Source organism: Azospirillum sp. (assembly GCF_035627195.1).
Lineage (GTDB): Bacteria > Pseudomonadota > Alphaproteobacteria > Azospirillales > Azospirillaceae > Azospirillum.
In genome coordinates this window covers 46,433-60,543 of sequence record NZ_DASPMG010000193.1, presented here as the reverse complement: position 1 = coordinate 60,543, position 14,111 = coordinate 46,433, and the positions used below count along the sequence as shown (strand labels likewise).

The 14,111-nt window shown below is 70.3% G+C and carries 12 protein-coding genes; 5 read left to right on the top strand and 7 right to left on the bottom strand.

The features are described from left to right. Window positions 1-721 (bottom strand): enoyl-CoA hydratase/isomerase family protein (locus VED21_RS17880; protein WP_324884445.1); only part of this gene is annotated, 721 nt, incomplete at its 3' end. Window positions 722-1,204: 483 nt separating this feature from the next. Here VED21_RS17880 and VED21_RS17875 point away from each other — a divergent pair. From VED21_RS17875 to VED21_RS17865, 3 genes are all read left to right on the top strand, one after another. Beyond that, entirely contained in the window at window positions 1,205-2,635 is a 1,431-nt protein-coding gene (locus tag VED21_RS17875; RefSeq protein ID WP_324884443.1) for an NAD-dependent succinate-semialdehyde dehydrogenase, read from the top strand. A gap of 14 nt (window positions 2,636-2,649) precedes the next feature. Beyond that, window positions 2,650-3,711, top strand: coding sequence for an alcohol dehydrogenase (locus VED21_RS17870; RefSeq protein ID WP_324884441.1), 1,062 nt, complete (start codon window positions 2,650-2,652; stop codon window positions 3,709-3,711). 84 nt (window positions 3,712-3,795) lie between these two features. Continuing rightward, on the top strand, window positions 3,796-4,992 hold the full coding sequence (locus tag VED21_RS17865; RefSeq protein WP_324884439.1) for an ABC transporter substrate-binding protein: 1,197 nt from the start codon (window positions 3,796-3,798) through the stop codon (window positions 4,990-4,992). Window positions 4,993-5,040: 48 nt separating this feature from the next. On the opposite strand, the gene VED21_RS17860 is transcribed toward VED21_RS17865, so the two are convergent. From VED21_RS17860 to VED21_RS17835, 6 genes are all read right to left on the bottom strand, one after another. Beyond that, window positions 5,041-6,162: a lipoyl protein ligase domain-containing protein gene (locus VED21_RS17860; protein WP_324884437.1), complete on the bottom strand. Its 1,122-nt coding sequence runs from the start codon at window positions 6,160-6,162 to the stop codon at window positions 5,041-5,043. Window positions 6,163-6,166: 4 nt separating this feature from the next. After that, on the bottom strand, window positions 6,167-7,363 hold the full coding sequence (locus VED21_RS17855; RefSeq protein WP_324884435.1) for an acetyl-CoA C-acetyltransferase: 1,197 nt from the start codon (window positions 7,361-7,363) through the stop codon (window positions 6,167-6,169). A 14-nt stretch (window positions 7,364-7,377) separates the two neighbouring features. Then, on the bottom strand, window positions 7,378-8,394 hold the full coding sequence (locus VED21_RS17850) for a branched-chain amino acid ABC transporter permease (protein WP_324884433.1): 1,017 nt from the start codon (window positions 8,392-8,394) through the stop codon (window positions 7,378-7,380). After that, complete coding sequence (locus VED21_RS17845; RefSeq protein ID WP_324884430.1) at window positions 8,391-9,272, bottom strand: branched-chain amino acid ABC transporter permease; 882 nt, start codon at window positions 9,270-9,272, stop codon at window positions 8,391-8,393. Before VED21_RS17845 ends, VED21_RS17850 begins: the two co-directional genes overlap by 4 nt. Before the next feature lie 35 nt (window positions 9,273-9,307). Continuing rightward, complete coding sequence (locus tag VED21_RS17840) at window positions 9,308-10,060, bottom strand: 3-oxoacyl-ACP reductase FabG (protein ID WP_324884428.1); 753 nt, start codon at window positions 10,058-10,060, stop codon at window positions 9,308-9,310. Between the two features lie 73 nt (window positions 10,061-10,133). Beyond that, a complete protein-coding gene (locus tag VED21_RS17835) occupies window positions 10,134-11,330 on the bottom strand; it encodes an ABC transporter substrate-binding protein (RefSeq protein ID WP_324884426.1) in 1,197 nt (398 codons plus the stop codon). A gap of 413 nt (window positions 11,331-11,743) precedes the next feature. On the opposite strand from VED21_RS17835, the gene VED21_RS17830 reads away from it, so the two are divergent. Both VED21_RS17830 and VED21_RS17825 read left to right on the top strand, forming a co-directional pair. Continuing rightward, a complete protein-coding gene (locus tag VED21_RS17830) occupies window positions 11,744-12,916 on the top strand; it encodes a phenylacetate--CoA ligase family protein (RefSeq protein ID WP_324884424.1) in 1,173 nt (390 codons plus the stop codon). 5 nt (window positions 12,917-12,921) lie between these two features. Then, window positions 12,922-14,034, top strand: coding sequence for a lipoate--protein ligase family protein (locus VED21_RS17825; protein ID WP_324884422.1), 1,113 nt, complete (start codon window positions 12,922-12,924; stop codon window positions 14,032-14,034). The last annotated feature ends 77 nt before the right edge of the window (window positions 14,035-14,111 follow it).

Sequence of the window (14,111 nt, the reverse complement as noted above, 5' to 3'; positions counted from 1 at the left end):
CGGCCTGCGCCTCCACCTCGGCCTTCAGCATGGCGTCCAGCGTGTCGGGCATGCGGGCGGTCAGCGCCTTGGTCATCGCCAGCGACAAGGGCGCTGCTTCCGCCATGCCGGCGGCCATCTTGCGGGCGGTGTCCAGCGCGGCGCCCGGATCGCACAGCACCTCGACCAGCCCCATGCGCTCCGCCTGTTCGGCGGTGAAGGTGGCGCCGGTCATCATCATGTGCCGCGCCCGGCCCAGGCCCATGCGCATCACCAGCGTGTAGGCGGCGCCCAGGTCCGGCACCAGGCCGATCTTGCCGAAGGAGCAGGCGAAGCGCGCGTCGCTGGCGGACACGACGATGTCGCAGGCGGCGGCCAGCGAGACGCCGGCCCCGGCCGCCCATCCCTCCACCGCCGCGATGACCGGCTTCTCGCTTTCGACCAGCAGGCGGACCACGCGGTGGATGCGCCGCAGGCGCGGCCGGCCGCCGACCGGCGTGACGCCGTCCATGGAGGAAATGTCGCCGCCCGCGCAGAAGCACCCCCCGGCGCCGGTGAGGACGATGACCCGGCAAGCCTCGTCCTCCATCAGGCGGCACAGCCCCTCGTACAGCCGTTCGCGCAACGCCAGCGACAGCGCGTTGCGGCGTGCCGGGTAATCCATGGCGATCACGCCGACACCGCCCTCAAGCGCGACGCGGACCACGCCTTCGCCGCCCGCGCCGATACCCGTATCGGGCATGCTTGCCTCCCCAAATTGGTTCCGCATTGCGGTCCAGAGTTCTGTATTGCGGTCGCGATGCTAGTATCAATTGGGGGCGCCTGTATAGCGCTTTTTCCGGATCTTCCGCGTTCGCCATTAGATTTTGGCCGTCTTAAAGCGGGCACACGGAGGAAAATCGCCGATGTCATCAGTTCCGCATTGCAGAACCAAGGACGACACGGCCCGTTTGCGGCGGATCAGTTCCACAATGCAGAACATTTATGGCGGTGCACGGGAGGCATAGGCCCAAGGCCATGCGTCCGGACGCCTTACAAAGCAATGCATTTGTTGGGTGCACGAACTTTCGCCTGGACGCGCGTTTCGGAACACACTAGCATGCCGACCGGCACTTTCCCGGAACCGCGTTCCGGACGACGGCCGCCACCGGCAGGCCACGGAGCAAAACCCCCATAAGCGGCGATCGATGGCCTGAGGTTCGTTTCCGCACCACAGGGAGGACCCATGCAGCAGGACATTCTGGCGTTCATCGACGGGCAATGGTGCGCCGGCGCGTCGAACCGCTTCGCGCCGGTCGTCTCCCCGGCGACCGGGCAGGCCATCGCGCGGCTGGCGCTGGTCGACACGGCGGACCTGGACCGCGCGTTGGCGGCGGCCGAACGCGGCTTCCAGGTCTGGCGGGCCACCTCCCCCCTCGACCGCGCCAGGCTGCTGCGCCATGCGGCCGACATCCTGCGCGGCCGGGCCGAGGAGGTCGCCCGCGCGATGACGCTGGAGCAGGGCAAGCCGCTGGCCGAATCGCGCGCCGAGGTCGCCGGCTCGGCCGACCTGCTGGACTGGTACGCGGGCGAGGCGCAGCGCACCTACGGCCGCGTCATCCCGGCGCGCAACCCGGCGGTCCGGCAACTGGTGATCAAGGAGCCGGTGGGGCCCGTCGCCGCCTTCACGCCGTGGAACTTCCCGGTCAGCCAGGCCGTGCGCAAGGTGGCCCCGGCGCTGGCCGCCGGCTGCTCCATCATCCTGAAGGGGCCGGAGGACACGCCGGGAAGCTGCGCCGCCTTCGTCCAGGCGCTGGCCGACGCCGGGGTGCCGGCCGGCGTCGTGAACCTCGTCTACGGCGTGCCGGCGGAGGTGTCGGAGTACCTGATCCCCCACCCCGTCATCCGCAAGATCTCCTTCACCGGCTCCACCGCCGTGGGCAAGCACCTCGCCATGCTGGCCGGGCTGCACATGAAGCGGGCGACCATGGAACTGGGCGGCCATTCGCCGGTGATCGTCTGCGAGGACGCCGACCTGGACCACGCGGTGCGCACCCTGGTGGCGGCGAAGTACCGCAACGCCGGGCAGGTCTGCATCGCGCCCACGCGCTTTTTGGTGCAGGAGACGGTCTACGACCGCTTCGTCGAGGATTTCGTCGCCGGGGCGCGGGCCATCACGGTGGGCGACGGGCTGGACGCCGGCACGCAGATGGGGCCGCTGGCCAGCCTGCGCCGGGTCGAGGCGATGGAGGCGCTGATCGCCGACGCCGTCGCCAAGGGTGGGCGCGTGCGCACCGGCGGCTCGCGCATCGGCAACACCGGCTGCTTCTTCGAACCGACGGTGCTGACCGACGTGCCCACGGACGCCGTCGCCATGAACGACGAACCGTTCGGCCCCGTCGCCCTGATGATGCCCTACCGCACGCTGGACGACGCGTTCGCCGAGGCGAACCGGGTCACCTACGGGCTGGCGTCCTACGCCTTCACGCGGGCGACGGCCAAGGCCCAGCGCATCGCCGCGGCGCTGGAGGTCGGCTCGCTGACCGTGAACCACTACGGGCTGGCGCTGCCCGAGGTGCCGCACGGCGGCGTGCGCGATTCCGGCTACGGCAGCGAAGGCGGGCCGGAGGCCATGGAGGCGTACCTCTACAACAAGTTCGTCACACAAATGGAATAATCGGGGAGGACACAGTGAAAAGCCTGAAGATCATCCGGTTCGGCCAGGCGCTCGACGTGGTCGAGGAAGCGACGCCGCAGCCGGAGGGCAGCCAGATCCTGCTGCGCATGCGGGCCAGCGGCATCTGCCACTCCGACCTTCATCTGTGGGAGGGCAGCTACGACCTGGGCCGCGGCAAGTCGCTGTCGCTGGCCGACCGCGGCATCAACCTGCCGCTCACCCCCGGCCACGAGATCGTCGGCGAGGTGGTCGCCACGGGTCCCGACGCGACCGACCTGGTCACGCCGGGCAAGACCTACCTCGTCTACCCGTGGATGGGCTGCGGCACCTGCCCGGTCTGCCTGGAGGGCAGCGAGCAGCTGTGCGCCACGCCGCGCTTCCTGGGCGTCTACCGCGACGGCGGCTACGCCGACCACATCCTGGTGCCGCACCCGCGCTACCTGTTCGACCTCGACGGCCTCGATCCGGTGACGGCGGCGCCCTACGCCTGCTCCGGCCTCACCACCTACGGCGCCTTGAAGAAGGTCGCCGCGGTGCTGCCGCACAGCCCGATCGTCCTCTTCGGCGCCGGCGGGCTGGGCCTCATGTGCCTGCGCCTGCTGAAGGCGATGGGCGGCGTGGGCGCGGTGGTCGTCGACATCGACCCGGCCAAGCGGCAGGCGGCGCTGGAGGCCGGTGCGCTGGCCGCCGTCGACGGCCGCGCGCCCGACGCGCAGGCCCAGCTGACGGCCGCGCTGGGCGGCCCGGCGCGCGCGGCCATCGACTTCGTGGGCAGCGAGGACACCGCGCGCCTGGGCTTCGACAGCCTGGGCAAGGCGGGGACGCTGGTCATCGTCGGGCTGTTCGGCGGGGCCGCCCCATGGTCGCTGCCGCTCATCCCGATCAAGTCGGCGACGGTCATGGGCAGCTACGTCGGCAGCCTGAACGACCTGCGCGAACTGCTGGACCTCGTCCGGCGCGAAGACGTGCCGCCGATCCCGGTGCAGCGCTGCGCGCTGCACGACGCCAGCCGGGCGCTCGACGACCTCCGGCAGGGCAAGGTGGTGGGCCGCACGGTGCTGGTGCCGGCGTTCTGACGACCACCGTTCAAACAGGCCGCCATTCAAACAGGCCGCCGTTCAAACACGAAATCAAAGCAACACAACAGGGAGGAAAACCACATGACGTCTCGCGGCGTGTTTCTCGGACTGGCCCTGACGCTGGCGGCCGGCGCGGCGTTCGCGCAGGACAAGCCGGTGCGCATCGGCGTGCACAACGACCGCTCCGGCCTCTACGCCGACATCGGCGGCGTCGGGTCGGAGGTGGCCGCCCGCATGGCGGCCGAGGATTTCGGCGGCAAGGTGCTGGGCCGGCCCATCGAGATCCTGGCCGCCGACAACCAGAACAAGGCCGACATCGCCTCCGCCCTCACCCGCAAGTGGATCGACGCGGAAGGGGTCAGCGCCGTCACCGACGGCGCCGGCAGCGCCACGTCGCTGGCCAGCTATTCGATCGCGCAGGAGACGGGGGCGCTGGCGCTGATCTCCGGCGCCTACGCCTCCGCCTTCACCGGCAAGGCGTGCTCGCCCACCGGCACGCAGTGGTCGCCCAACACCACGGCGCTCGCCAACGCCATCGCCAAGATGCTGGTGGACAAGGGCCACAAGACGTTCTTCTTCATCACCGTCGACTACGTCTTCGGCCATTCCATGCAGAAGGACATGACCGACGCCGTGGTGGCGGCCGGCGGCCGGGTGGTGGGCAGCGTGAAGCACCCGCTGAACAACAACGACTTCTCCTCGCACCTTCTGCAGGCGCAAAGCTCCAACGCCGACGTCATCGTCCTGGCCAACGGCGGCGGCGACATGATCAATTCGATCAAGCAGGCGCACGAATTCGCGCTGAAGCAGGCGCTGGTCGCCCCGCTCACCTTCATCTCCGACCTCGACAGCCTGGGGCTGCAGACCGCCGGCGGCCTGATCTTCGCGGACGTCTTCTACTGGGACCGCACCGAGAAGACGCGGGCGTGGTCCAAGCGCTTCATGGAACGCCACGGCGGCCGCGCGCCCACCACCGTGCAGGCGATGACCTACACGGCCGTCCTGCACTACCTGGACGCCGTGCAGGCCGCCGGAACGGAAAAGGGCGAGGTGGTGCAGGCCAAGATGCGGGCCCTGCCGGTGCGCTCCCCGCTCGTCGACAACGCCAAGGTCCGCGAGGACGGCCGCGTCATCATGGACTTCTTCATCGCCGAGGCGAAGAAGCCCGGCGAGAGCAAGTACGCCAAGGACTACTACAAGATCATCGGCACCCTGCCCGGCGAGCCGCTGTTCACGCCCCTCTCGGCCAGCGAGTGCCCGCTGGTGAAGAAGGGGTGAGCGTCTCCCCACCCCCTCCCCCGGCTTGGCCGGGGGAGGAGGCCGCCCTCAGATCCTTCCCTGGTGGCGTTGCGCCGTCGCCGCGGCGTCCAGTGCCTTGCCCAGGGCCACCATCAACGCCTCCGCGCTCACGCCCGCCAGCTCGAAACGATCGTCGGCCATGAAGGCGTCGATGATCGCCCGCACGCTCTCCTCGCCGGCCGGCGTTCCCTCCAGCAGCGCTTCCAGGCGGGTCGGGGCGTCCACCGGACGGGCCGGGAAGTCGCCGTTGACGATGGCGCGGACGATGCGCCCGCCCCGCACCAGCAGGGCCGCCCAGATCATGCCGCCGGGCGCCTTCTCGCGGCCACGGCCCACCACGTCGCCCGCGCGCTGGAACGGCCCGAACAGCGCCGCCTCGGACCGGCCGAAGGCCCAGTCGTCGGCGCCCGTGCGGGCCAGCAGCGCCTCGGCCTCCCCCATCTCCCGCGCGGTCGGTTCGCCGTCCACCAGGGCGACGTCGCCGAACAGGGCGGAGGTCACGTCGCGCGTCAGCGCCAGCAGTTCTCCCGCCGCCACGTCGCGGCCCAGTTCGCGTTCCAGGCAGGTGAAGCGGGAGCCGAGGTCCTTGTGCACCTTGTCGCGCACCTTCTCCGGCGGCATGGGCATCAGGCGGGCGGCCACGCCGGTGTCGATCGGCTTGACGTTGACCATCATGCGGAAGGTGAGGACGCCGTTCTCCAGCCGCACGGAGGTGGGCATCAGCTTGCGCCCCTCCACCTCGATGTCGTTCATCGGGCGCCAGCGGGCGGGGATGCCGAAGCGCCGCTCGGTCGCCGCCGCCACCTTGGGCAGCACCGTCTCGAACAGCTGCGCCACGTTGGACGGCAGGCCCGCCGCCCCCTCCGGCACGACGAAGGCGATCACGCAGGACCCGGCGGCGGCGTAGATGGTGCCGCCGCCGTTCATGCGCCGCCGGAACGATACGCCCAGCGCCCGGCACAGGCCGACGTCGAGGATCTGCTCCGGATCCTCGTTGTAGCCGATGGTGACGCCGTCGCGGCCGAAGACGTTGAGGATCACGGCCGGCGCCGCGCCCGCCGCCACCGTGCCCTCGATGGCCGGCAGGGTGCCCAGCGAGAACTCCGGATAGCCTTCCGTGGTCCGCAGAAGACGCCAATGACGCGTCATGATCTCAGGCCCTTTCGAAGATGGCGGCGATGCCCTGCCCGCCGCCGATGCACATGGTCTCCAGCCCATAGCGGCCCTGGCGCCGCTTAAGCTCGTGCAGCAGCGTGGCGAGGATGCGCACCCCCGTGGCGCCGATCGGGTGCCCCAGCGAGATGCCGGAGCCGTTGACGTTCAGCCTGTCCTCCTCGTGCCAGTCCCAGCCCTTCAGCACCGCCAGCACCTGGCAGGCGAAGGCCTCGTTCAACTCCACAAGGTCCATTTGGGCCAGCGACAGGCCGGTGCGCTTCAGCAGCTTGCGAACCGCCGGCACCGGGCCGATGCCCATGGTCGCCGGCTCGCACCCCGCCGCCGCCCAGCCGACCAGCGTGCCCATGGGCGTCAGGCCCAGCTCGGCCAGCTTGTCCTCCGCCACGATCAGGCAGGCGGCGGCGGCGTCGTTCTGCTGGCTGGCGTTGCCGGCGGTGACGACACCGTCCTTCATCAGCGGCTTCAGCTTGCCCAGCGTCTCCAGCGAGGCGTCGGCGCGGATGCCCTCGTCACGGGCGAAGACCAGGGGGTCGCCTTTGCGCTGCGGCACGGTCAGCGGAACCAGCTCCTCGTCGAAGCGGCCGGCCTCCCACGCGGCGGCCGCGCGCCGGTGGCTCTGCACCGCGTAGCGGTCGGACTCCTCCCGCGTGATGCCGTACTCGCGCGCCAGATTCTCGGCCGTCTCGATCATGCCGGAGATGCGGCCGAATCGCTCGACCGGCTGCGAGCGCTCGCGCCCGCGCTCCAGCCGGTCGTGGAGGCGGGTGGAACCGGCGCGCGCACCCCAGCGCATGTCGGTGGTGTAGTACTCGACGTTGCTCATGCTCTCGACGCCGCCGGCGATGACCACGTCGGCGGCCCCGCTCTCCACCATCATGGCGGCGGTGACGACGGCCTGCAGCCCGCCGCCGCAGCGCCGGTCCAGCTGCATGCCCGGCACCTCCACCGGCAGGCCGGCCTGCAGCGCCGCCCAGCGGCCGACGCACGGCGTCTCGCCGTTGGCGTAGGACTGCGCCATGACCACGTCCTCGACCAGCGCGGGGTCGATGCCGCTGCGCCGCACCACGTCGGTGACCACGGCCGCCGCCAGATGCTCGACGCCGACCGGCCGCAGCGTGCCGCCGAAGGTGCCCACCGCCGTGCGCACGGGGGCGACGATTGCCGCTCTCCTCATAGGGGGAAACTCCTTCAGGCCGTGACGCGCGGCGCCGCCGGGGCGGCGGCACGCCGCTTGGCGCGGCGCCGGGTCAGCAGCGATTGCAAGGTCGGCACCACGCCGCGCGGCATGGTCCGGATGACCAGGATGATCAGGGCGCCGTAGATGAAGTAATGCAGGCCCGGCGCCACGCCGCCCAGCTTGCCGCGGATGATCTCGCCGAACGGCACCAGCAGCGTGGCGGCGGCCAGCGGCCCGTAGGGCGTGCCCAGGCCGCCGATGGTGGCGATCAGCACCACGTCGATCACCACGGCGGGCGAGGCGAACAGGTACGGGTCGACGAAGGAGGAATAGCGGGCGTACGCCGTGCCGATCAGCGCCGTCAGCGCCGCGCTGATCGCCATGGCCAGCGCCTTGTTGCGCAGCATGTCGATGCCCACCGCCTGGGCCGCGTTCTCGTTGTCGCGGATGGCGCGCAGATAGTATCCCAGCGGGCTGTTCAGGATGGCGACGTTGGCCAGGAAGCAGACCACGGCCAGCACCAGCATCAGCCAGAAATACCCCTTCGCCCCGCCGAACTGGAACGCCGAGAGCACCCCCTTGTCGGCCGGCAGGTAGAGGCCCGACGCCCCGCCCAGGAACTCCCACCCCAGCGCCACCAGCTCGCCGATCTCGGCAAACGCCAGGGTGATCAGCGCAAACGACAGGTGCCCCAGCTTGAAGCGGAAGTCCACCCAGGCGATGGCTGCCCCCATCACCGCCGCGAAGGCGGCGGCCAGCGCCGCCCCCACCCACATGTTCACGCCCAGCTTGAGGAACAGCGCCGACGACAGCAGCGCGCCGATGCCCAGGAACAGGCTGTGCGCCAGCGAGATCTGCCCGCCCAGCCCGCCGACGATGTGCCACGCCAGCGCCAGCGCTATGTAGATCAGCGTCAGCACGCCGATGCCCAGGTAGTACGGCGGCAGCCACGTGGGCACCGTGGCGACGAACGCCACGGCCAGCCAGAACCATGGCGAGCGGATGAGGCTGAAGAATTCCGGCTTCATGCCGCCCTCCCCTTCAGCAGGCCTTCCGGGCGCAGCAGCAGGACCAGCACGAACATCGCGTACGGCACGATCATCCCCGACGTGCCGGAGACGTAGACGGTGCCCAGCGCCTCGGTGATGCCGAACAGCAGGCCGCCGACCAGGATGCCCAGGAAGTTCGTCATGCCGCCCAGCACCATGACCATCAGCGTGATGACCGTGTAGCGCAGCCCCTGCGACGGGTGCAGCGGCGTGCCCGGCACCAGCAGCGCCGCGGCGATGGCCAGCAGGCCGCAGCCCATGGCGAAGGTCAGCATGCGCACGCGGTTGACGTTCACCCCCATCAGGGCCGCCGCCCGCGCGTTCTGGTGCACCGCGCGGATGGAGCGGCCGAGGTCGGTGCGCATCAGCATCCAGTACAGGAGCCCGGCCAGCGCCACGCAGACGACGAAGGCGACGGCGAGGGCCGCGCGCAGCACCAGCGTGTCGCCGACCAGGATCAGCTCCGCCTCGATCATCGAGGGCACGCGGTGGGTGAGGCCGCCGAAGGTCATCAGCAGGCCGTTCTGCAGCACGAAGGTGATGCCCAGCGTCAGCTGGATGACCATCAGCGTGTGCGAGCCCACCACCGGCTTCAGCAGCCCCCGGTACAGCAGCGCCCCCAGCCCCAGCATGACCGGCAGCGTGATGGCGACCGACACGTAGGGGTCCAGCGCGAAGGCGTTGAAGCAGGCGAAGGCCAGGAACATGCCCAGCGACAGGATGTCGCCGTGCGCGAAGTTGACCACGCCGCTGACGCTGAAGGTCAGGCCCATGCCCAGCGCGATCAGCGCGTAGGTGCCGCCCATCAGCAGGCCCTGGGCCAGCGTCTGTGCGAGAATGTCCATGCCGATGTCCATGTCCGGCCCCCTCCCCCGAAGGCCAGCGCCCCGGTTCAGCTCGCGTAGCGGCCGCCGGTGACGTGCAGGGTTTCGCCCGAGATGAAGCCCGCGCGCTCGGACGCCAGGAAGGCGACGGCGTCGGCGATGTCGTCGGGCCGGCCGACGCGCGGGATGGGCGTGCCGCGCACCACCCGTTCCTTGATTTGCGCATAGTGCGGCAGCTCCTGCACCATCTCCGTCTCGATGAAGCCCGGCGCCACGGCGTTCACGGTGATCTCGTAGCGGCCCTCTTCCAGCGACAGCGCGCGGGTCAGGCCGATGATGCCGGCCTTGGCCGCCGAATAGTTGGCCTGCCCCGGATTGCCCAGATGGGCGCGCGAGGAAATGTTGACGATGCGGCCCCAGCGCTGCTCGATCATGTGCGGCATCACCGCCTTCGACGCCAGGAAGGCGCCCTTGAGGATCACGTCGACGACGAGGTCCCAGTCGGTCTCCGTCAGCTTGGTCAGCCGCCCGTCGCGCGGGAAGCCAGCGTTGTTGACCAGGATGTGCACGCCGCCGAAGCGTTCCAGCGTTTCCGCCATCAGGCGATCGACGTCGGCCGCCACGGTGATGTCGCCGGCCACGGCGTGCGCCTTCAGGCCGTCCGCCTGCATTGCGGCGGCGGTGGCAGCCGCACCCTCGCCGTTGATGTCGGCGATGACCACGCTCGCCCCCTCGGCCGCCAGCCGCCGGGCCGTCGCCGCCCCGATGCCGCGCGCCGCACCCGTGACGATGGCGACCTTGTTCTCCAACCCCAGATCCATGATGTCCTTCCTGTTCCTTAAGTCCTGGGCCTGTTCCTTGAGTCTTTGGCCCGTTCCTTACCTCTTGAGGGCCTTACTTCCTGGGGGCGCGCGGCTGGGCGGTGGCGAAGCGGTCGGGGAAGATCACCTCCTGCCGGCGGTCCTCGGTCCACTGGATCATCACCGCGCTGCCGTCCTGGAGCATGCGGTCCTCGGCGAACGACAGGCCGCCGGACTTGAGCAGGTAGAGGTTCGGGTCGCCGGCCGGGATGTTGACCTTCTTGAAGGCCGCCAGGATCTTCTCCGGATCGGTCGACCCCGCCTCCTCCAGCACCGCCTGGACGACGCGGGCGGCCTGCGCCGCCTGGATCGCCGCCTGCCCGATGTCGCCCTTGATCAGCTTGGCGTCGGCGATCTCCTTCACCATCCCCTGCAGCGCCGGCACCGAGGTGTCGGCGGAGAAGGCGGTCATGGCGAACAGGCTTATGGTCAGCACCTGCGTGGCGATATCCGCGCCCAGGTCGCGCCACAGCGACATGTCGGCGAAGCCGCCGGTGCCGCCGATGAACAGCGTGTCGTGGTAGTTCAGGCTCTGCCGCGCGCGCAGCAGCAGCTGGCCGTCGCGCGGGGTGAGCAGGCCGGCGGTGAAGTCCGGCTTCATGGCGCGCAGCCGCACCATGGCGGACGTCTGGTCCTGCGCCTTGGTGTCCAGCGGCACCTCGCCGACGATCTCGAACCCCTTGGCCTTCAGGCGTTCGGTGAGGAACCGGTTGACCTGCTGCCCGGCCTCGTAATTCGAATAGACCATGGCGACGGTCCTGAGCTTGTAGCCCTTTTCCTTGTTCAGCCACTCCGCGAAGTCGGCCATCGTCTGGGCGTAGCCGCGGTCGTAGGGGAAGCCGATCGAATACATGTAGGGCGACTTGGCCCCCGCCGCCCACAGCGACAGGGTGGGCACCTTCAGCTCGTCCAGCACCGGGGAGAGCGCCAGCATCTGGGCGCTGAGGATGCTGCCGATCAGCAGGGAGACCTTCTCCTCCGTCACCAGCCGCCGCGCCTCGGTGGCGGTGCGGGCGGGCTGCGAGGCGTCGTCGGCCAGCAGCACCTCGATCTTCGCCCCGCCCATGCTCTTGATGCCGCCGGCGGCGTTGATCTTGGCGATCATGTGCTCGAAGACCGGCTGGCCCTCCTGCGCGTAGGCGGCGTAGGAGCCGCTCATCGGCTGGATGGCGCCGATCCGCACCACCTTGTCCTGGGCTTCCGCGTCCCGGGCGGCACCGCCCGCCGCCATGAGCGCAACCGCCGACAGGGCGCCCGCCAGCCACCGGGACCTTCCGCGAGACGTTCCGCGCATTTCCGTCCTCCCCATGCGGGGCGCGGTCGTTGGTCGCCGCGCCGCTCTTTTCCGATTTCCCGGTTCCAGAATTGGCACAGTTTTGGTGGGTACGCAAGCGTTCTTGGTTCCACAATGCAGAACCAATCCCACAGGCAGGATTGCTCTATGACCTTGTAAACAGCGAGCTTTCCACCGCTTTTGCGCCGCACCATGCGCGTCGCGGCGATTTTCCCGTTGCGTGGGACGCGGAACTGCGCTCAGTCTGCGTGTCGCACCATGCGGAATGCCTGTTGCGGCGCATGGAAGAAAAACGACCCCCGGGGAGAGGAGACGAGCGCCATGAAGGTGCGGCTGAAGGAGGCCCGGCCGTGAGCTTCCCGACCGATGCGATCAACGCGGCGCTGGAACGCCTGCGCACCCACCCCTTCCACGGCGGCCGGCTGCCCGCGCGGGTGGCGGACGCGGAGGAGTTCGCCCGCACCGTCCCGCTGATGACGCGGGCACAGTTCGTGGCGGAGGTGACGAAGCCCGGCCACGGCGCCTTCCGCAGCTCCGGCGCGGTGCGCATGAACCTGACGCCGATGGGCCCCGCCCTGGTGCCGATCCTGCACACCCGCAACGACCTCGACCGCATGACCACGGCGTGCCGCACGCATCTGGCGGCCTGCGGCATCCGCCCCGGCGACGTCTGCGCGGTGACCTTCGGCTACCACATGTTCGTGGCCGGGCTGTTCTACCAGACGCAGATGGAGGCGCACGGCGTCACCTGCATCCCGCTGGGCCCGGGCGAGAGCGAGCGCGCGGCCGAGGTCTGCGCGCGGGAGGGCGTCACGGTCCTGGCCGGCAACCCGACCTTCGCGCTGAAGCTGCTGGCCGCCGGCATGCCGGCCCCGCGCGTGTTCTTCGCGGGCGGCGAGCCCTTCACCGGCAACGCCACGCTGTACGCACAGGTGCGCGCGGCGATGCCGGACACGGTGCTGGTCGATTCCTTCTCGCTGTCGGAATTCCTGCCGGTCGCCCGCACCTTTCCCGGTAGCGTGGGCGTGCACGTTTTCGACGAGCTGCTGTACGCCGAGGTGATCGACCCGCAGTCCGGCCAGCCCGTCCCCGACGGCGAGCGCGGCGAGCTGGTGCTGACCCACCTCGCCAAGGAGGCGCAGCCCCTGGTGCGCTACCGCACCGGCGACCTGACCATCAGGACGACGACGGCGCCGGTGCACGGGCGCACCGTGTGCCTGCCGCAGGTCGTGTTCGGCCGCACCGACGAGATGGTCAAGGTCAAGGGCGTGAAGCTCTACCCGTCGGAGCTGCGCACCGTGCTGCTGGGTGTCGGCGGGCTGACCGGCCGCTGCCGGCTGACCGTGGACCGCAAGCCGGGCGGCGGCGACCGCGTGGACCTGACCGTCGAAGGCACGCTCGACGACGCCGGGCGCGAGCAGGTGGAGCGCCGCTTCGCCACCCAGACCCTGATCGGCCTGGACAACCTGACCGCCGTCGCGGCCCTGCCCGACGGCCCCGCCACCCTCGACCGCAGGAACTGACGCGCATGACCTCCGCCAATCCCTGGCGCCTCGTTTTCGGGCAGGACAGCTACGCGGACTTCTCCGTGTCCGTCTCCCCGGCCGTCGAGAAGGCGGTGGCACTGGGCGTCGCGCCGTCCACCGTGTTCATCGACGTGTTCGGCACCGATTCCGTGACCATCGGCGCCAACGAGGACCCCAACCAGGTGCTCGACCTGCCGTTCTGCCGGGAGCGCGGCGTCACCGTCCGCCGCCGGCCGAACGGCGGCGGCGCCATCTACGCCGGTGCCGGCTCCGCCTTCATGGTCTTCTACCTCAAGACCGACCAGCCGCGCGTGCCGCAGAGTGCCGCCGACGCCTTCCCCGCCGTGCTGGGCGCCACCGCCGACGTTCTGCAGCGGCTCTACGGCGTCCCGGCGCGCTACCGGCCGCTGAACGACGTGGAGATCGACGGGCGCAAGCTGATGCCCACCTCGGTGAAGCTGGAGAACGGCGTCCTCACCTTCCGCATCCTGCTCAACATCAAGGCCATCGACACCGATGTCGCCGCCCGCGCCCTGCCGATGCCGCCGGAAAAGGTGAAGGACAAGGTGCACAAGGACCTCGGCTCCCGCTACACGTGGCTGGAGCGGGAGATCGGCCGGCCGGTGACGCTCGACGACCTGACGCAGCTGGCGACCGCCGTCGCCGGGCAGGCCTTTGCGCAACCCGCCCTGCAGCCCGGCGACTTGACGGCGCAGGAGCGGGACTGGGCCGAGGAGTTCCGGCGCACGCTGGAATCCGACGACTGGCTGTACCAGAACGCCTTCGACCGGCGCCTGCGCCCGCTGCTGCAACCGGGCGACCGGATCGGCGACGGCCGGGAGAAGGCGGTGGGCGGCATGATCTGGGCCACGCTTCTGGTGCGCGCCGGCCACGTGGCCGGCGCTGTCATCAACGGCGACTGGCACCCCCGCCCCCTGGAAAGCGTGGCGTGGCTGGAGGAAACGCTGATCGGCGCCGCCGCCGAACCGGCCGCCGTCGAGGAGCGCATCGCCGCCTTCCTCGCCCGCCCGGACGTCGAGTTCGCCGGCGTCCGGGTGGAGGACCTGACGGCGGCCTGCGCCAAGGCCCTGGCGGGGTTGAAAGCGGCGGAATAGGGAGACAGGACTTCGAGACACGGATGGCCACGGATAGAAAATCATCCGCGTCCATCCGTGGCCGGCCCCGCCGGCAT

What these genes read in the sequence shown, in the direction of transcription:
- VED21_RS17845 (WP_324884430.1), bottom strand. Translation starts at nt 9,272, where the DNA reads ATGGACATCGGCATGGACATTCTCGCACAGACGCTGGCCCAGGGCCTG.
- VED21_RS17855 (WP_324884435.1), bottom strand. Translation starts at nt 7,363, where the DNA reads ATGAGGAGAGCGGCAATCGTCGCCCCCGTGCGCACGGCGGTGGGCACC.
- VED21_RS17860 (WP_324884437.1), bottom strand. Translation starts at nt 6,162, where the DNA reads ATGACGCGTCATTGGCGTCTTCTGCGGACCACGGAAGGCTATCCGGAG.
- VED21_RS17875 (WP_324884443.1), top strand. Translation starts at nt 1,205, where the DNA reads ATGCAGCAGGACATTCTGGCGTTCATCGACGGGCAATGGTGCGCCGGC.
- VED21_RS17840 (WP_324884428.1), bottom strand. Translation starts at nt 10,060, where the DNA reads ATGGATCTGGGGTTGGAGAACAAGGTCGCCATCGTCACGGGTGCGGCG.
- VED21_RS17865 (WP_324884439.1), top strand. Translation starts at nt 3,796, where the DNA reads ATGACGTCTCGCGGCGTGTTTCTCGGACTGGCCCTGACGCTGGCGGCC.
- VED21_RS17835 (WP_324884426.1), bottom strand. Translation starts at nt 11,330, where the DNA reads ATGGCGGCGGGCGGTGCCGCCCGGGACGCGGAAGCCCAGGACAAGGTG.
- VED21_RS17850 (WP_324884433.1), bottom strand. Translation starts at nt 8,394, where the DNA reads ATGAAGCCGGAATTCTTCAGCCTCATCCGCTCGCCATGGTTCTGGCTG.
- VED21_RS17825 (WP_324884422.1), top strand. Translation starts at nt 12,922, where the DNA reads ATGACCTCCGCCAATCCCTGGCGCCTCGTTTTCGGGCAGGACAGCTAC.